Origin of the sequence: Burkholderia pyrrocinia, assembly GCF_022809715.1 — a bacterium.
GTDB lineage: Bacteria > Pseudomonadota > Gammaproteobacteria > Burkholderiales > Burkholderiaceae > Burkholderia > Burkholderia pyrrocinia_C.
Genome location: NZ_CP094459.1, coordinates 129,184 through 148,442 on the forward strand (window position 1 = coordinate 129,184; position 19,259 = coordinate 148,442).

General features: G+C 66.7%; 11 protein-coding genes. 9 read left to right on the top strand and 2 right to left on the bottom strand.

Annotated elements, in window-relative coordinates:
- Positions 1-24: 24 nt before the first annotated feature.
- The 5 genes from atpA (at position 25) to MRS60_RS00610 (ending at position 6,608) form a co-directional block, all read left to right on the top strand.
- Positions 25-1,566: a F0F1 ATP synthase subunit alpha gene (gene atpA, locus MRS60_RS00590; protein ID WP_034183836.1), complete on the top strand. Its 1,542-nt coding sequence runs from the start codon at positions 25-27 to the stop codon at positions 1,564-1,566.
- A 69-nt stretch (positions 1,567-1,635) separates the two neighbouring features.
- A complete protein-coding gene (atpG, locus tag MRS60_RS00595) occupies positions 1,636-2,511 on the top strand; it encodes a F0F1 ATP synthase subunit gamma (RefSeq protein ID WP_034183837.1) in 876 nt (291 codons plus the stop codon).
- Positions 2,512-2,576: 65 nt separating this feature from the next.
- Positions 2,577-3,971: a F0F1 ATP synthase subunit beta gene (gene atpD, locus MRS60_RS00600; RefSeq protein WP_034183838.1), complete on the top strand. Its 1,395-nt coding sequence runs from the start codon at positions 2,577-2,579 to the stop codon at positions 3,969-3,971.
- Between the two features lie 240 nt (positions 3,972-4,211).
- Positions 4,212-4,637, top strand: coding sequence for a F0F1 ATP synthase subunit epsilon (locus MRS60_RS00605; RefSeq protein WP_006477288.1), 426 nt, complete (start codon positions 4,212-4,214; stop codon positions 4,635-4,637).
- A gap of 243 nt (positions 4,638-4,880) precedes the next feature.
- The gene (locus MRS60_RS00610) at positions 4,881-6,608 is read left to right on the top strand and encodes an AMP-binding protein (protein WP_243565067.1); all 1,728 of its coding nucleotides are present in this window, start codon (positions 4,881-4,883) and stop codon (positions 6,606-6,608) included.
- Between the two features lie 728 nt (positions 6,609-7,336).
- On the opposite strand, the gene MRS60_RS00615 is transcribed toward MRS60_RS00610, so the two are convergent.
- Positions 7,337-8,137: a transporter substrate-binding domain-containing protein gene (locus tag MRS60_RS00615; protein WP_034183840.1), complete on the bottom strand. Its 801-nt coding sequence runs from the start codon at positions 8,135-8,137 to the stop codon at positions 7,337-7,339.
- A 149-nt stretch (positions 8,138-8,286) separates the two neighbouring features.
- On the opposite strand from MRS60_RS00615, the gene hemE reads away from it, so the two are divergent.
- The 4 genes from hemE to MRS60_RS00635 all read left to right on the top strand — a co-directional run bounded on the left by hemE (position 8,287) and on the right by MRS60_RS00635 (position 17,624).
- Complete coding sequence (hemE, locus tag MRS60_RS00620) at positions 8,287-9,381, top strand: uroporphyrinogen decarboxylase (RefSeq protein ID WP_231944009.1); 1,095 nt, start codon at positions 8,287-8,289, stop codon at positions 9,379-9,381.
- A 448-nt stretch (positions 9,382-9,829) separates the two neighbouring features.
- Entirely contained in the window at positions 9,830-12,091 is a 2,262-nt protein-coding gene (locus MRS60_RS00625; protein ID WP_243565068.1) for a primosomal protein N', read from the top strand.
- Between the two features lie 377 nt (positions 12,092-12,468).
- Complete coding sequence (putA, locus tag MRS60_RS00630) at positions 12,469-16,401, top strand: trifunctional transcriptional regulator/proline dehydrogenase/L-glutamate gamma-semialdehyde dehydrogenase (protein ID WP_243565069.1); 3,933 nt, start codon at positions 12,469-12,471, stop codon at positions 16,399-16,401.
- Between the two features lie 83 nt (positions 16,402-16,484).
- Positions 16,485-17,624 carry a branched-chain amino acid ABC transporter substrate-binding protein gene (locus MRS60_RS00635; protein WP_105390381.1) on the top strand — a complete coding sequence of 380 codons (1,140 nt, stop codon included), beginning with the start codon at positions 16,485-16,487 and terminating at the stop codon, positions 17,622-17,624.
- Between the two features lie 108 nt (positions 17,625-17,732).
- Here the strand turns inward: MRS60_RS00635 and MRS60_RS00640 are convergent, their stop codons facing one another.
- Positions 17,733-19,241 (bottom strand): class I adenylate-forming enzyme family protein, encoded by a 1,509-nt coding sequence (locus MRS60_RS00640; RefSeq protein ID WP_243565070.1) that lies wholly within the window; start codon positions 19,239-19,241, stop codon positions 17,733-17,735.
- Positions 19,242-19,259: the final 18 nt, after the last annotated feature.

Genomic DNA, 19,259 nt, shown 5'->3' on the forward strand with positions numbered 1-19,259 from the left:
AGAATTGACTATCAGGAGCGAATAATGCAACTCAATCCCTCTGAGATCAGCGAGCTGATCAAGAGCCGGATCCAGGGCCTTGAAGCGAGCGCAGACGTTCGCAACCAGGGCACCGTGATCTCCGTGACCGACGGTATCGTGCGTATCCACGGCCTGTCGGACGTGATGCAGGGCGAAATGCTCGAGTTTCCGGGCAACACGTTCGGCCTCGCGCTGAACCTCGAGCGCGACTCGGTCGGCGCGGTGATTCTCGGCGAATACGAACACATCTCGGAAGGCGACGTCGTCAAGACGACGGGTCGCATTCTGGAAGTCCCGGTCGGCCCGGAACTCGTCGGCCGCGTGGTCGATGCGCTCGGCAACCCGATCGACGGCAAGGGCCCGGTCAACGCGAAGCTGACCGACGCGATCGAAAAGATCGCCCCGGGCGTGATCTGGCGCAAGTCGGTGTCGCAGCCGGTGCAGACGGGCATCAAGTCGATCGACGCGATGGTGCCGATCGGCCGTGGCCAGCGTGAGCTGATCATCGGCGACCGTCAGTGCGGCAAGACCGCGGTGGCGCTCGACGCGATCATCAACCAGAAGGGCAAGGACCTGATCTGTATCTACGTCGCGATCGGCCAGAAGGCTTCGTCGATCATGAACGTGGTTCGCAAGCTCGAAGAAACGGGCGCGATGGAATACACGATCGTCGTCGCCGCCACGGCATCGGATTCCGCAGCAATGCAGTATCTGGCACCGTACGCCGGCTGCACGATGGGCGAATATTTCCGCGACCGCGGCCAGGACGCGCTGATCATTTATGACGACTTGACCAAGCAGGCTTGGGCATACCGTCAGATCTCGCTGCTGCTGCGCCGCCCGCCGGGCCGTGAAGCGTACCCGGGCGACGTGTTCTATCTGCACTCGCGTCTGCTGGAGCGTGCGGCTCGCGTGTCGGAAGAGTACGTCGAGAAGTTCACGAACGGCGAAGTGAAGGGCAAGAGCGGTTCGCTGACGGCACTGCCGGTCATCGAAACGCAGGCAGGCGACGTGACCGCATTCGTTCCGACGAACGTGATCTCGATTACCGACGGCCAGATCTTCCTGGAAACCGACCTGTTCAACGCAGGCATCCGCCCGGCAATCAACGCCGGCGTGTCGGTGTCGCGAGTCGGTGGCGCCGCTCAGACGAAGGTCGTGAAGAAGCTGTCGGGCGGTATCCGTACCGACCTCGCGCAGTACCGTGAACTGGCCGCATTCGCGCAGTTCGCATCGGACCTCGACGAAGCGACCCGCAAGCAGCTCGAGCGCGGCCGCCGCGTGACGGAACTGCTGAAGCAGCCGCAGTACCAGCCGCTGCAGGTGTGGGAACTGGCTGTGTCGCTGTACGCCGCGAACAACGGCTACCTCGACGACCTCGACGTGAAGCAAGTGCTGCCGTTCGAGAAGGGCCTGCGCGAAAGCCTGAAGACCAGCAACGCTGACCTCATCAAGCGCATCGAAGACACCAAGGATCTCTCGAAGGACGACGAAGGCGCACTGCGCTCGGCGATCGAATCCTTCAAGAAGTCCGGTGCCTATTGATCCGCGAGTGACACACTGAGGCCGCGCGGGTGCTGATGCGCCCGCGCCGCTTCGGTCAAGGAGCAAGCTATGGCTGGAATGAAGGAAATTCGCGGCAAGATCAAGAGCGTGCAGAACACGCGCAAGATCACGAAGGCGATGGAGATGGTGGCCGCATCGAAGATGCGCCGCGCGCAGGAACGCATGCGCGCTGCTCGTCCGTACGCGGACAAGGTCCGTGCCATCGCCGCGCACATGAGCCGTGCGAACCCGGAGTACCGCCACCCGTTCATGGTGGCGAACGACGGCACGAACACGGCCGGCATCATCCTCGTCACGACGGACAAGGGTCTGTGCGGCGGGCTGAACACCAACGTGCTGCGTGCGACGGTGCAGAAGTTCAAGGAGCTGGAAGAGAAGGGCCAGAAGGTCGAAGCCACCGCGATCGGTAGCAAGGGCCTCGGGTTCCTGAACCGCTTCGGCGCGAAGGTGATGTCGCAGGTCGTGCACCTCGGCGACACCCCGCATCTGGACAAGCTGATCGGCGCGGTGAAGACGCAGCTCGACCTGTACTCGGAAGGCAAGCTGTCGGCGGTTTATATCGCTTACACGCGCTTCGTCAACACGATGAAGCAGGAAGCCGTGATCGAGCAGCTGCTGCCGCTGTCGTCGGAGCACTTCGAGGCCGATGACGGTACGCCGGCCACGTCGTGGGACTACATCTACGAGCCGGACGCGCAGGCAGTCGTCGACGAACTGCTCGTGCGTTACGTCGAGGCGCTGGTGTACCAGGCCGTCGCGGAGAACATGGCGTCCGAGCAATCGGCGCGGATGGTCGCGATGAAGGCCGCGTCCGACAACGCGAAGACGGTGATCAGCGAACTGCAGCTCGTGTACAACAAGAGCCGTCAGGCCGCGATTACGAAAGAACTGTCGGAGATCGTCGGCGGCGCAGCCGCTGTTTAAGCGCGCGCCCGGACGACAACTGCGCCTTTGCGCGAGTAAAGAATCAGGTATTTAAAGGAAAAGCGATGAGTACTGCTGCTTTGGTAGAAGGCAAGATCGTACAGTGCATCGGCGCCGTTATCGACGTGGAATTCCCGCGCGACAGCATGCCGAAGATCTACGACGCGCTTATTCTCGATGGCTCGGAACTGACGCTCGAAGTCCAGCAGCAGCTGGGCGACGGCGTGGTCCGCACCATTTGTCTGGGTGCATCCGACGGCCTGCGCCGCGGTCTGACCGTGAAGAACACGGCAAATCCGATCTCGGTGCCGGTCGGCAAGCCGACCCTCGGCCGGATCATGGACGTGCTCGGCCGTCCGATCGACGAAGCCGGCCCGATCGTGAGCGAACACACGCGCTCGATCCACCAGAAGGCTCCGGCGTTCGACGAACTGTCGCCGTCGACCGAACTGCTCGAAACGGGTATCAAGGTCATCGACCTGATCTGCCCGTTCGCAAAGGGCGGCAAGGTTGGCCTGTTCGGCGGTGCTGGCGTGGGCAAGACCGTCAACATGATGGAGCTCATCAACAACATCGCGAAGGAACACGGCGGTTACTCCGTGTTCGCGGGCGTGGGCGAGCGTACCCGTGAAGGGAACGACTTCTACCACGAAATGAAGGACTCGAACGTTCTCGACAAGGTCGCGCTGGTGTACGGCCAGATGAACGAGCCGCCGGGCAACCGTCTGCGCGTCGCGCTGACCGGCCTGACGATGGCCGAGCACTTCCGTGACGAAGGCCTCGACGTGCTGTTCTTCGTCGACAACATCTACCGTTTCACGCTGGCCGGTACCGAAGTGTCGGCACTGCTCGGCCGTATGCCGTCGGCAGTGGGCTATCAGCCGACGCTGGCTGAAGAAATGGGCAAGCTGCAAGAGCGCATCACGTCGACCAAGAAGGGCTCGATTACGTCGGTCCAGGCCGTGTACGTCCCTGCGGACGACTTGACCGACCCGTCGCCGGCTACGACCTTCGGCCACTTGGACGCAACCGTCGTTCTGTCGCGTGACATCGCTTCGCTGGGTATCTACCCGGCGGTCGACCCGCTCGACTCGACGTCGCGCCAGATCGACCCGAACGTGATCGGTGAAGAGCACTACTCGATCACCCGTCGCGTTCAGCAGACGCTGCAGCGCTACAAGGAACTGCGCGACATCATCGCGATTCTGGGCATGGACGAACTGTCGCCGGAAGACAAGCTGTCGGTCGCGCGCGCACGTAAGATCCAGCGTTTCCTGTCGCAGCCGTTCCACGTTGCTGAAGTGTTCACGGGCTCGCCGGGCAAGTACGTGCCGCTGAAGGAAACGATCCGCGGCTTCAAGATGATCGTCGACGGCGAGTGCGACCACCTGCCGGAACAGGCGTTCTACATGGTCGGCACGATCGACGAAGCCTTCGAGAAGGCCAAGAAGATCCAGTAAGGGTCATGTGATCGGAGTAAGCGCTGAAGCGCTAACTCCCGTCGACCGCCGCAGGGCAAGAGTAAGCGCTGAAGCGCTAACTCTTGCCAACCGCGGCATGGGGCGGGAGTAAGTGCTGAAGCACTAACTCCGGTCGACCGCCGCGGGGCAAGAGTAGACGCTGAAGCGCCAACTCTTGCCAACCGCGGCATGGGACGGGAGTAAGCGCTAAAGCGCTAACTCCCGTCGACAGGAGTCGATATGGCAACCATCAAAGTAGACGTCGTCAGCGCGGAAGAGCAGATCTTCTCGGGCGAGGCGAAATTCGTCGCGCTGCCGGGCGAAACGGGTGAGCTGGGTATTCTGCCGGGCCACACGCCGCTGATCACGCGGATTCGTCCGGGTGCGGTGCGCATCGAAGTCGAGGGCGGCAACGACGAATTCGTGTTCGTCGCGGGCGGCATTCTCGAAGTGCAGCCGGGCGCCGTGACGGTGCTCGCCGATACCGCGATCCGCGGCAAGGACCTCGACGCGGCGAAAGCCGAGGAAGCGCGCAAGCGTGCCGAGGAAACGCTGCAGAACGCGAAGTCGGATCTCGACCTCGCGAAGGCGCAATCCGAGCTCGCGACCGCGATGGCGCAGCTCGAGGCGATCCAGCGTCTGGCGAAGATCCGCAGCCGGCACTGAGCCGCGCCGCGTATCCCGCGAAAGGAAAGCAGCCTTCGGGCTGCTTTTTTTTCGCCTGTCCTTTGCGTGCCGCGGTGTTTCGTCCGGTCGTGCTATTTCATCCGTCCGCCGCGAATTGATGTCAGAGTGTCGTCAGCGGAGCGCGTCATCATCCGCAGTCCGGCCGCCCGTCGCGAGTGTGGCGACGGAGGCGGGCGCAGCAAGCGCCCGCGGTCCGATCAGACAAAAAAGACGGAGACATTCATGGCAGCAGACCTTGGCGTGGGGGCGCTGATCGCGCCCGAAAACGGACTGTCGTATGTGCGCGGCGCGACCGACGTGCCGCTATCCGAAGCGACGATCGGCAGGTTCCTGCGCGATACCGCCGGCCGCTTTCCCGACCGTCCGGCGGTCGTGTTCCGCGAGCAGCAGGTGCGCTGGACCTGGCGCGAATTCGCGGACGAGGTCGACGTGCTCGCGGCCGGCCTCGCCGCGCTCGGGATCGTGAAGGGCGACCGCGTCGGCATCTGGTCGCCGAACCGCAGCGAATGGCTGCTCACGCAGTTTGCGACCGCGCGTATCGGCGCGGTGCTCGTCAACATCAACCCGGCCTACCGGCTGTCGGAACTCGAATACGCGCTGAACAAGGTCGGCTGCAAGGCCGTGATCGCGGCCGAGCGCTTCAAGTCGTCGGCGTATGTCGAGATGCTGCAGACCATCGCGCCGGAGCTCGCGACCGCGACGCCGGGCGACCTGCAGGCGGCACGCGTGCCGAGCCTGCGTACGGTCGTGTCGATGGGCGACGTCGCGCCGGCCGGCATGTTCCGTTTCGCGGACGTGATGACACGCGGCCGCCAGGCCGTCGACCCCGCGCTGCTCGATGCGATCGGCGCGACGCTCGAGTCCTCCGACGCGATCAACATCCAGTTCACGAGCGGCACGACGGGCAGCCCGAAGGGCGCGACGCTCACGCACCGCAACGTCGTCAACAACGCGCGCTCGATCGCGATGGCAATGCGCTTCACCGAGCAGGATTCGCTTTGCATCCCGGTGCCGCTGTATCACTGCTTCGGGATGGTGCTCGCGGTACTCGCGTGCGTATCGAAGGGTGCGGCGATGGTGTTCCCGGGCGAAGCATTCGACCCGGTCGCGACGCTCGCGGCCGTGGCCGACGAACGCTGCACCGCGCTGCACGGCGTGCCGACGATGTTCATCGCCGAGCTCGATCACCCCGAGTTCCCGACATTCGACCTGTCGACGCTGCGCACGGGGATCATGGCCGGCTCGCCGTGCCCGATCGAGACGATGAAGCGCGTCGTGTCGCAGATGCACCTGTCGGAGATCACGATCGCATACGGGATGACGGAGACGAGCCCGGTGTCGTTCCAGAGCTCGACCGACGATCCGCTCGAGAAGCGCACGACGACGGTCGGCCGCATCCAGCCGCATCTCGAAGTGAAGATCGTCGATCCGAGCGGCGACATCGCGCCGGTCGGCGCGACGGGCGAGCTGTGCACGAAGGGCTACTCGGTGATGCTCGGCTACTGGGACGACGACGCGAAGACGCGCGAGGTGCTGGTCGACGGCTGGATGCATACGGGCGACCTCGCGACGCTCGACGCGGACGGCTACTGCAACATCGTCGGCCGGCTGAAGGACATGGTGATTCGCGGCGGCGAGAACGTCTATCCGCGCGAGATCGAGGAATTTCTGTTTCGGCATCCGAAGATCCAGAGTGCGCAGGTGTTCGGCGTGCCCGATGCAAAATACGGCGAGGAGCTGTGCGCGTGGATCGTGCTGCGCGCGGACGAGCAGATGACCGAGGACGACGTGCGCGCGTTCTGCAACGGGCAGATCGCGCACTACAAGATTCCGCGCTACATCCGCTTCGTCGACGAGCTGCCGATGACGGTGACGGGCAAGGTGCAGAAATTCGTGATGCGCGACCGGATGATCGAGGAACTGAAGCTCGACGTGCAGAAGACCGCGTAAGTTGGCCTGCGGCCCGGCGGCGGAAAAACGCGGCGGCCTGCGGGCCGTTGCGTTTTCGATGGACGAAAAAAAGCGGGCTTATTAGCCCGCTAAAAACCACACGCTACGGGGTTAGCGCGAGGAGACCAAAGATGAAACCGAGTCCGGCGGGGGGCCGGAAACGACTCCAACAGGGATGCCCCTGGGAAGGGCTTCGGTACGTGACCGACTGGCTCGCAGCGCTTCGCGTCCGCTCACACTTGGCACACGAGACCGCATCCGTGTTGAAACCGTTGAGGCCATTGTGGGCGAATTACCGACCCATCGCGGTAACAAAGTGTTTCAGGTTGTAACGCCCGCCAGATAAGGCTTTCCGGGATTTTTTGCTGTTTTCGGGGTCCTGAAAAAGGTCATTTTTACCCATATTTTCCGCAGCGTTTTCATCATATGCATACGGCGCGTTTTTCACGCGTATCGGGCGCGATGAATTGCCGATTTACACGTGAGAAAACGCACCGCGCGGCAGATACCGCGCATGACGATTCATTCGTCGGAAAGATTTTGAAACGTGATCGGGATGTGTGGAAGTCGGCCGTTTGGCCGATTCGGGTGATTTCGCGCGGCCGCGGAGTGCCGGGGCAAGGTGGCGATGTGTAACTGCAGCAGGCCGGCCGCCGCCGCGCAGCGATTTCAGCGGGCAGCGGCCACGGGGTCGGTGCCCGTCATCGGCCGCCGCAAAACATGCGCGCTTACTTCAGCCACTTGTCCGAAATCGCCTGGTATTCGCCGGTCGACAGTGCGAGATGCAACCACTGGTCGACGTACTGCTGGAACGCGACATCGCCGCGCGGCACCATGTACGCCTTCTCGCCGAACTGGAACGGCTTGTCCGGATGGACCGAGCACAGCCCCGGATTCAGTTTTTGCTGCAGCTGCGTCTCGGACGCATCCGTCACCATCACGTCCGCCTTGCCCGCGAGGATCTGCTTGAAGATCGTCACGTTGTCCGGATAGACGGTCAGGTTCGCGTGCGTGAAGTACTGCTTCGCGAAACGTTCGTTGGTGCCGCCCGGGTTCACGATCACGCGTGTTTCGGGCCGGTCGATCTGCGCGACGGTCTGGTATTTGTCGGCGTCCGCGCAGCGCACGATCGGCGTCTTGCCGTCGACGACGTACGGCTGCGTGAAGAACACGCGCTTCTGGCGCTCGAGCGTCGTCGATATGCCGCCCACCGCGACGTCGCATTTCGCGACGAAATCGCCGGTCAGGTTCGACCAGCTCGTCTTCACGTAGTCGGCCTTCACGCCGAGCGACTTCGCGAGCGATTCGGCCATGTCGATGTCGATGCCCTCGAAGCGGCCGTCCGCGCGGTAGTACGAATACGGCTTGTAGTCGCCCGTCGTGCAGACGCGCAGCGTGCCGCGCGCGAGCACGTCGTCGAGCCGCGAGCCGGCGCCCGGGGCGGCAGGGGCGCTGCCCGCGCCGGTCTGCGCGTGCGCGGCGGCGCAGCAAAGCAATGCGGCCGCGGCGAGCGTGGCGAATGTCTTCATCGGTCTCCTCCTTCGTTCGGTTCGATATGAGCGTCCGATCATAACGGAGCCATCGCGCGCGTCATATGGCCGCCATCGCATCGGCATGCGCAGCCTGACGCCGGCTGTCCGGTAAAATGCCGCTTTGCCTTCGCATCGTCGCTCCTACCGTGGCCCATAACCTGCTCAACGACACCTTCCTGCGTGCGCTTCTGCGCGAGCCGACCGACTACACGCCGATCTGGCTGATGCGCCAGGCCGGCCGCTACCTGCCCGAATACAACGCGACGCGCGCGCGCGCCGGCAGCTTCCTCGGCCTCGCGAAGAATCCCGACTACGCGACCGAGGTGACGCTGCAGCCGCTCGAGCGTTTCCCGCTCGACGCCGCGATCCTGTTCTCGGACATCCTGACGATTCCGGACGCAATGGGGCTCGGCCTCGACTTCCAGGTCGGCGAAGGGCCGAAGTTTGCGCATCCGGTGCGCACCGAGGCCGACGTCGCGAAGCTCGCGGTGCCGGACATCGAAGCCACGCTCGGCTACGTGACCGGCGCCGTGCGCGAGATCCGCCGCGCGCTGACCGACGGCCAGGGTCGCCAGCGCGTGCCGCTGATCGGCTTCTCGGGCAGCCCCTGGACGCTCGCGTGCTACATGGTCGAAGGCGGCGGCTCGGACGATTTCCGCACGGTGAAATCGATGGCGTATTCGCGCCCCGACCTGATGCACCGGATCCTCGACGTGAACGCGCAGGCGGTGGCCGCATACCTGAACGCGCAGATCGAAGCGGGCGCGCAGGCCGTGATGATTTTCGATACGTGGGGCGGCGCACTCGCGGACGGCGCATACCAGCGCTTTTCGCTGGACTACATCCGCCGCGTGGTCGCGCAGCTCAAGCGCGAGCACGACGGCGAGCGCGTGCCGGTGATCACGTTCACGAAGGGCGGCGGGCTGTGGCTCGAGGAGATCGCGGCGACCGGCGTCGACGCGGTCGGGCTCGACTGGACGGTCAACCTCGGCGCCGCGCGCGAGCGCGTCGCGGGGCGGGTCGCGCTGCAGGGCAACCTCGACCCGACGATCCTGTTTGCGCCGCCGGCCGCGGTGCGCGAACAGGCGCGCGCGGTGCTCGACAGCTACGGCAACCACCCGGGCCACGTATTCAACCTCGGGCACGGCATCTCGCAATTCACGTCGCCCGATCACGTCGCCGAACTCGTCGACGAGGTACATAACCACAGCCGCGCGATCCGTAGCGGAGCCGCCGGCTGAACGCAAGCGCTGTCATGCTGCACTGCGGGGTGACAGCGTTTCGCTGCCGGCGCTAAACAGGGCGCAACCCCGTACCGGTTGCCGATTCGTTGCTTGTCAAGACTTGACTTATACACATTTTCCACGTTGCAGCGCGGTAGAGCCCTGTGTCGGTCAAATTGTCTCGCTATGGTTTGGTAATTTGAATAGCAGCCTTATGGAATAAGGCTCCGCGGGGCACCGCCGCAAACGGCGGAAAACCGCGGAAAACACGGCCCGGCGCGCGTTGCGGCCATTGAGCGGCGAGTTCTCAACAAAGTTATCCACAGGCTGGGCAGGGTATACGGCGATTCCTAATGCGAATCCAAAACTTAGCGCCGAATCTGAAGTTTTACTTTAAGTTCGCTGCCGCGATGCGGGTGCGAGTGCAAGCCGTCCATGCGGCACGTACCGCCGCCGGGGCGCCGTGATGAACGGCACCTACCTGCGCGTCGCGCTCGACCATCCGCTCGCGACCCTGTTCGACTACCGCTGCGATGCGCAACCGGCACCCGTGCCCGGCACGCTCGTGCAGGTGCCGTTCGGCAAGCGGCAGGCCGTCGGGCTCGTCTGCGAAGTGACGACTCACACCGACGTGCCGCCGTCCCGGCTGCGCGCGATCGATGCGATCTGCACCGACTTGCCGCCGCTGTCGGCGGACTGGCTCGCGCTCGTGTCGTTCGCGGCCGACTACTATCAGCGCGGGCGCGGCGAGGTCGCGCTGCCGGCGCTGCCGCAGGCGCTGCGCGACGCCGGACGCTGGGGGCGGCTGCTGGCGCCCGAGGTGCGCTACCGGCCGACGGAAGCCGGTCGTGCGGCACTGCCCGATGCGTTGCCCGCACGCGGGGCCGCGCTGCGACGGCTCGCGCAGGCGCTCGTCGACACCGGCTCGCTGGGGCTGCCCGACGCGCGCGCGCTGCATCCGAAGGCGGCTGCGACGCTCGACGACTGGGCGGCGCGCGGCTGGGTCGACGTCGAGGAGATCGGCTGGAACGACGCGCCTGTACCCAAAGCTGTGGATAACCTGTTGACAACCGGTGGACGAGCCGTGCCGCCGGCGCTCACCGACCAGCAGGCCGAGGCGCTCGACGCGATCCGCGCTGCGCAGGGTTTCGCGCCGTTCCTGCTGCACGGCGTGACGGGCAGCGGCAAGACCGAGGTCTATCTGCATGCGCTTGCGTCGCTGCTCGACGCGCGACCGGACGCGCAGGCGCTCGTGCTCGTCCCTGAAATCAACCTGACGCCGCAGTTCGAGGCCGCGTTTCGCGCGCGCTTCGCGGGTGCGCTCGCCGACGACGCGATCGTCACGCTGCACAGCGGGCTTGCCGAGGGCGAGCGCGCGCGCAACTGGCTTGCCGCGCACACGGGCCGCGCGCGGATCGTGCTCGGCACGCGCCTCGCGGTGCTCGCATCGATGCCGACGCTCGCGTTGATCGTCGTCGACGAGGAGCACGAGCCCGCGTACAAGCAGCAGGAAGGGCTGCGCTACTCGGCGCGCGATCTCGCCGTGTGGCGCGCGAAGCAGCTCGGCATCACGGTCGTGCTGGGCTCGGCGACGCCGTCGCTCGAAACCTGGTGGCAGGCCGAGCAGGGCCGCTACACGCGGCTCACGCTGTCGCGCCGCGCGGTGGCCGACGCGACGCTGCCGACCGTGCGGCTGATCGATCTCGAGGAGGAGCGGCGGCGCGGGCGCGCGTCGATGGGCGGGCTGTCGGGGCCGCTCGTCGGCGCGCTGAAGGCGCGGCTCGAGCGTGGCGAGCAAAGCCTCGTGTTCCTGAACCGGCGCGGCTACGCGCCGCAACTCGCGTGCGACGCATGCGGCTGGGTCGCGGGCTGCCCGCGCTGCAGCGCGTACGTCGTGCTGCACAAGCCCGAGCATGCGCTGCGCTGCCATCACTGCGGCTGGGAGGCGCGCATTCCGCGGTCGTGCCCCGAGTGCGGCAACGTCGACATCGCGCCGCTCGGGCGCGGCACGCAGCGCATCGAGGAGGCGCTCGCCGAGGCCGTGCCGGGCGCGCGCGTGCTGCGGATCGACGCGGACAGCACGCGCCGCAAGGGCAGCGCGCAGGCGCTCTTTTCCGACGTGCACGCGGGCGAGGTCGACATCCTCGTCGGCACGCAGATGATCGCGAAGGGGCACGACTTCCAGCGCGTGTCGCTCGTCGGCGTGCTCAACGCCGACACCGCGCTGTTCTCGCACGACTTCCGTGCGAGCGAACGGCTGTTCGCGCAGCTGATGCAGGTGAGCGGCCGCGCGGGCCGCGCCGGGCTGCCGGGCGAGGTGATGGTGCAGACGCGCTACCCGCGTCACGCGCTGTACCACGCGCTCGGGCGGCAGGATTACGTCGGCTTCGCGAATTCGACGCTCGGCGAGCGCCGCGACGCGCACCTGCCGCCGTTCGTCTACCAGGCGCTGTTGCGCGCCGAAGGGCGCACGCTCGACGCGGCGCTCGCGTTCCTGCTGCAGGCCGCGGCCGCGTTGCCGGGGCTGCCGGGCGCCGATCGCGTGACCGTGTACGACGCGGTGCCGATGACGATCGTCAAGGTCGCGAACGTCCACCGCGCGCAGTTGCTGCTCGAAAGTGCGTCGCGGGCGGCGCTGCAGCATGCGCTGCGCGCATGGCAGCCGGAGCTGCGTGCGCTGAAGGGCGTGCTGCGGTGGAGCGTCGAAGTCGATCCGCTGGATATCTGAGCGGCGCCCGCGCAGCCGTCGCGCGGTGCGCCGCCGCGTTGAAGCCCGGGCCGCCGGGCCCCCTCCGAACCGTCTCTCGTCGCGCGCTCATACCAGGCGGCACACTCGTCGCCACACCCAGTGCAACCCGTTTTCGTCCGCCGCCGTGCGCGCCGGAGGTTGCACGCGCATGTCGAATCGGCTCGATCAGGGAAAACACCGATCCCCGGACCGCGGGCAACTCCTAGGTTGCAACCTTCTAAGTGGCTGATTATATTGACTAACTCAAGGGTGCAACCCATCTCTCAATTTGGTTGCACCTTTTTATTGCGTGCCGTAGGATTTCGCGCATCCTCTCACACCACATTGCCGGGCTCGCACCGGCGCACGAACCCACCATGGCAAGCACGACTCTCGGCGTCAAAGTCGACGACATTCTCCGCTCGCGCCTCAAGGACGCCGCCGCGCGTCTGGAGCGCACTCCCCACTGGCTGATCAAGCAGGCGATCTTCGCGTATCTCGAGCGGATCGAGCACGGCCAGCTGCCGCCCGAGCTGTCGGGCCACAGCGGTGTCACGGAGCTCGCCGACGGTCAGACTGCGGACGGCGACGACGACAACTCGCCGCATCCGTTCCTCGAGTTCGCGCAGAACGTGCAGCCGCAGTCGGTGCTGCGCGCGGCGATCACGGCCGCGTACCGCCGCCCCGAGCCGGAATGCGTGCCGTTCCTGCTCGGCCAGGCGCGCCTGCCCGCGAACCTGCAGGCGGACGCGCAGGCGCTGGCGACGAAGCTCGTCGAGGCGCTGCGCGAGAAGAGTTCGGGCGGCGGCGTCGAAGGGCTGATCCACGAATTCTCGCTGTCGAGCCAGGAGGGCGTCGCGCTGATGTGCCTCGCCGAAGCGCTGCTGCGCATTCCCGATCGCGCGACGCGCGATGCGCTGATCCGCGACAAGATCAGCAAGGGCGACTGGCGCTCGCACGTCGGCCATGCGCCGTCGCTGTTCGTCAACGCGGCGACCTGGGGGCTGATGATCACCGGCAAGCTCGTGACGACCAACAGCGAAGCGGGCCTGTCGTCGGCGCTCACGCGCCTGATCGGCCGCGGCGGCGAGCCGCTGATCCGCAAGGGCGTCGACATGGCGATGCGCCTGATGGGCGAGCAGTTCGTCACCGGCGAAACGATCTCCGAAGCGCTGGCCAACAGCCGCAAGTACGAAGCGCGCGGCTTCCGCTACTCGTACGACATGCTCGGCGAAGCGGCGACGACCGAAGAGGACGCACAGCGCTACTACGCATCGTACGAGCAGGCGATCCACGCGATCGGCAAGGCGGCCGGCGGCCGCGGCATCTACGAAGGCCCGGGCATCTCGATCAAGCTGTCGGCGCTGCACGCGCGCTACTCGCGCTCGCAGCAGGACCGCACGATGAGCGAGCTGCTGCCGCGCGTGCGCGCGCTCGCGCTGCTCGCGCGCCGCTACGACATCGGCCTGAACATCGACGCGGAAGAAGCCGACCGCCTCGAACTGTCGCTCGACCTGCTCGAGGCGCTGTGCTTCGATCCGGATCTCGCGGGCTGGAACGGCATCGGCTTCGTCGTGCAGGGCTACCAGAAGCGCTGCCCGTTCGTGATCGACTACCTGATCGATCTCGCGCGCCGCAGCCGTCACCGCCTGATGATCCGCCTCGTGAAGGGCGCGTACTGGGATAGCGAGATCAAGCGTGCGCAGGTCGACGGCCTCGAAGGCTATCCGGTCTATACGCGCAAGATCTACACCGACGTGTCGTACCTCGCGTGCGCGAAGAAGCTGCTCGCGGCGCCCGACGCCGTCTACCCGCAGTTCGCGACGCACAACGCATACACGCTGGCCGCGATCTACCAGCTCGCGGGCCAGAACTACTACCCGGGCCAGTACGAATTCCAGTGCCTGCACGGGATGGGCGAACCGCTGTACGAGGAAGTCACGGGCCGCGACAAGCTGAACCGCCCGTGCCGCGTGTACGCGCCGGTCGGCACGCACGAGACGCTGCTCGCGTACCTGGTGCGCCGCCTGCTCGAGAACGGCGCGAACACGTCGTTCGTGAACCGCATCGCGGATAAAACCGTGTCGGTGAAGGAGCTGGTCGCCGATCCGGTCGATGAAGCGATGAAGGTCGTGCCGCTCGGCGCGCCGCACGCGAAGATTCCGCTGCCGCGCAACCTGTACGGCGACGAGCGTCCCAACTCGATGGGCCTCGACCTGTCGAACGAACACCGTCTCGCGTCGCTGTCGTCCGCGCTGCTCGCGAGCGCGCATTTCCCGTGGCGCGCGGCGCCGATGCTCGCCGACGACGCGCTCGCCGACGCGCCGGCCCGCGACGTGCGCAACCCGGCCGACCAGCGCGATACGGTCGGCACGGTCAGCGAAGCGACGGCCGAACACGTGAGCGCGGCGCTCGCGCACGCGGTGGCCGCCGCGCCGATCTGGCAGGCGACGCCGGTCGACGCGCGTGCCGATTGCCTGGTGCGTGCCGCCGACCTGCTCGAAGCGCAGATGCATACGCTGATGGGCCTGATCGTGCGCGAAGCCGGCAAGTCGCTGCCGAACGCGATCGCCGAGATCCGCGAAGCGGTCGACTTCCTGCGCTACTACGCCGCGCAGATCCGCGACGAATTCTCGAACGACACGCACCGCCCGCTCGGCCCCGTGGTCTGCATCAGCCCGTGGAACTTCCCGCTCGCGATCTTCATGGGCCAGGTGGCGGCGGCGCTCGCAGCCGGCAACACGGTGCTCGCGAAGCCGGCCGAACAGACGCCGCTGATCGCCGCGCAAGCCGTGCGCCTGCTGCGCGAGGCCGGCGTGCCGGCCGGCGCGGTGCAACTGCTGCCGGGCGACGGCGAGACCGTCGGCGCGGCGCTGGTCGCCGATCCGCGCACGCGTGCGGTGATGTTCACGGGTTCGACCGAAGTCGCGCGCCTGATCAACAAGACGCTCGCCGCGCGCCTCGATCCGGACGGCAAGCCGATTCCGCTGATCGCGGAAACGGGCGGCCAGAACGCGATGATCGTCGATTCGTCGGCACTCGCGGAGCAGGTCGTCGCGGACGTGATGCAGTCGTCGTTCGACTCGGCCGGTCAACGGTGTTCGGCGCTGCGCGTTCTGTGTCTGCAGGACGATGTCGCGGACCGCACGCTGACGATGCTCAAGGGCGCGATGCACGAGCTCGCGCTCGGCAACCCCGACCGTCTGTCGACGGACGTCGGCCCGGTGATCGACGGCGAAGCGAAGCAGACGATCGATACGCACGTCGCGGCGATGAAGGACAAGGGCCACGCGGTCACGCAGCTGCCGACGCCCGATGCGTGCGCGCACGGCACGTTCGTGCCGCCGACGCTGATCGAGATCGGCAGCATCGACGAGCTCAAGCGTGAAGTGTTCGGCCCCGTGCTGCACGTCGTGCGCTACCGCCGCAACCAGCTCGACAAGCTGCTCGAGCAGATCCGCGCGACGGGTTACGGCCTGACGCTCGGCATCCACACGCGGATCGACGAGACGATCGCGCACGTGATCTCGAACGCACACGTCGGCAACATCTACGTGAACCGCAACGTGATCGGCGCGGTGGTCGGCGTGCAGCCGTTCGGCGGCGAAGGGCTGTCGGGCACGGGCCCGAAGGCCGGCGGCGCGCTGTACCTGCAGCGCCTGCTCGCGACGCGTCCGTCGGGCCTGCCGCGCTCGCTCGCGCAGACGCTGATTGCGGACGGCGCGGTCGAAGGCGATGCGCGCGGCAACCCGGCGGCGGCGCTCACGACGCTGCGCGACTGGCTGATCGAGCAGCGCGAACCGGCGCTGGCCGCGCGTTGCGACGGTTATCTCGCGCAGGTGCCGGCCGGCGCGACCGCGGTGCTGACCGGCCCGACGGGCGAACGAAACACGTATACACTCGGCCCGCGCGGCACGGTGCTGTGTGTCGCGGCGACGCCGGGCGGCGCGCGCGCGCAGTTCGCGGCGGTGCTCGCGACCGGCAACCGCGCGTTGTTCGCCGGCGCGGCCGGCGAGGCGCTCGTCGCCGCGCTGCCGGCGTCGCTGAAGCCGCACGCGGCCGTGCGCAAGCAGGCCGACGCGGCGTTCGACGCGGTGCTGTTCGAAGGCGACAGCGACGAACTGCAGACGCTCGTGAAGGACGTCGCGCAGCGGCCGGGCCCGATCGTGTCGGTGCAGGGCGTGTCGGTGGGCGCGTTCGAGAACGGCGACGCGGAAGACTACGCGCTGGAGCGGCTGCTGACCGAGCGCTCGGTCAGCGTGAATACGGCCGCGGCGGGCGGCAATGCGAATTTGATGACGATCGGCTGATCATCCTTGCCGTTCGGATCAAACAAAGAAGCGGCAAGGCGATCCCGAAGCCGCTTCATTTACCCTGGTACCAAGGAGATGCTATGCAACACACGATGAAAAAGGTGGCAGGCGCGACGTTCGTCGCGGTCATGTCGCTGGCGGGGACGGCCCATGCGGATGACGTGAAGATCGGTTACGCAGGGCCGATGACGGGCGCGCAGGCGCACTACGGCAAGGATATGCAGAACGGGATCGTGCTCGCGCTGGAAGACTTCAACGCGACGAACCCGAAGATCGGCGGCAAGCCGGTGAAGTTCGTGCTCAGCACGCAGGACGACCAGGCTGACCCGCGCACGGGCACGACGGTCGCGCAGAAGCTCGTCGACGACGGCATCAAGGGCATGCTCGGCCACTTCAACTCGGGCACGACGATCCCGGCTTCGCGCATCTACGCGAATGCGGGCATTCCGGAAATCGCGATGGCGACCGCGCCGGAATACACGCAGCAAGGCTACAAGACGACCTTCCGCATGATGACGTCCGACACGCAGCAGGGCTCGGTGGCCGGCACGTTCGCGTCGAAGGATCTCGGCATGAAGAAGATCGCGATCGTCGACGACCGCACGGCCTACGGCCAGGGTCTCGCCGACCAGTTCGAGAAGGCCGCGAAGGCCGGCGGCGCGACGATCGTCGACCGCGAATTCACGAACGACAAGGCAGTCGACTTCAAGGCGATCCTGACCAAGCTGAAGGCGGCGAAGCCGGACCTCGTCTACTACGGCGGCGCGGATTCGCAGGCAGCGCCGATGGTCAAGCAGATGAAGGCGCTCGGCATCGCGGCACCGCTGATGAGCGGCGAAATGGTGAAGACGCCGACGTTCCTGAAGATCGCGGGCAACGCATCGGAAGGCACGATCGCTTCGCTGGCGGGCCTCCCGCTCGAAGAGATGCCTGGCGGCAAGGCCTACGCCGACAAGTACAAGAAGCGCTTCGGCGAAGAAGTGCAGACCTACTCGCCGTACGCCTACGACGGCGCGATGGCGATGCTCAACGCGATGAAGAAGGCCGATTCGACCGATCCGGCGAAGTACCTGCCGGTGCTCGCGAAGAGCGACATGGCGGGTGTCACGTCGACGCACGTCGCGTATGACGCGAAGGGCGACCTGAAGAACGGCGGCATCACGATGTACAAGGTCGAGAAGGGCGAGTGGAAGCCGCTGAAGAGCATCGGCGGCAAGTAAGCAGCCTGTGAATCGCGGGCGGCGGCGAAGGTCGCTGCCCGGCCGATCATGCGAAAAAGCCACCGGGCCGTCGGGCCTGGTGGCTTTTTTTATCGGCGTGAGCGGACGCTACTCCTTGCGCACGCGCAGCAGGAATTTCTGCAGCTTGCCGGTCGGCGTGCGCGGCAGCGCCTGCGCGAACGCGAACTCGCGCGGGATCTTGTACGCGGCGAGCCGCTCGCCGCAGAACGCGCGCAGCGCGTCCGCGTCGGGCGCCGCGCCCGCACGCATCACGACGTGCGCGACGACCGTCTCGCCCCAGTCCGGATGCGGGACGCCGACGACGGCCGCCTCGGCGATGTCCGGATGCGCGCCGAGCACGTCCTCCACTTCCTTCGAATAGACGTTCTCGCCTCCGGTCACGATCATGTCCTTCAGCCGGTCGACGATGAACAGGTAGCCATCCTGATCGATTCGCGCGACGTCGCCGGTGCGATACCAGCCGCCCGGTGCGAACGCGGCGCGCGTCGCGGCCGCGTCGTCGAGATAACCGAGCATCATGCTGTCTGCCTTCAGCCAGATCTCGCCGGTCTCGCCCGGCTGCGCATCGATGCCGTCCATCCGCACGACGCGCAGGTCGACGCCCGGGCCGCCGTGGCGGCCGATCGAACCGGCCTTCGCGATCTGCTCGTCCGGATACAGCGTCGTGCCGGCCGGCCCCGTTTCCGTCATCCCGTACACGTGGAAGAACGCGTCGCTGCGATACGCGCGCGCGAGCCGTTCGGCCTGCGCGGCGCCGATCGGGCCGCCGCCGTACAGCCACGCGCGCACGCTCGACAGGTCGAACGCCGCGAAACCGTCGATCGTGTCGAGCGGCAGCGTGTACGACACCGGCGCGCCGAAATACAGCGTCACGCGCTCGCGCTCGACGGTTTGCAGGAAGCGTAGCGGATGGTATTCGCGCAGCAGCACGACGGTGCCGCCCGCGACCAGCGTGCCGCCGAACCAGTTGTTGAGCGGCGACGAATGCCAGATCGGCATCGCCATCAGCGTGCGCTCGTTGCGGCCGATGCCGATCGCGAGCGCCGCCGACATCGCCGCAAGCGTCACGGTGCGGTGGCTGTGCACGCAGCCTTTCGGGCGGCCGGTCGTGCCGGACGTGTAGAGGATCTGCGCGACATCGCCGTCGGCCGGTTCGATGCCCGCGACGCCGTCCATCGTCGCGCACATCGTGTCGAAGCACGGCACGCCGTCGAGCTCGCCTTCGGTCACGAGCCGCCGCGCCGGATGAACGATGCGTTCGATCACCGGCGCGAGCGCCACGTCGAACAGCAGCGCCTTGCTGCGGCTGTGTTCGAGCACGTAGTCGACTTCCGGCGCCTGCAGCTTGTGGTTGACCGGCACGAACGTCGCGCCGAGCCGCCACACGCCGAACATCAGGTCGACGAAGGCCGGCGTGTTGAAGCACATCGCTGCGACGCGGTCGCCGGCCGCGATGCCGAGCGCGCTCAGCACGGCCGCTGCGCGGTGCGAGCGCTCGCGCGCGGCCGCATAGGTGATCGTCGCGGATTCGCTGATGAGGAACGGCTTGTCGGGCGTCGCGCGGGCGGCGCGGTCGAGGGCGGCGACGAGGTTCATCGGGGCTCCGGGCGGGGC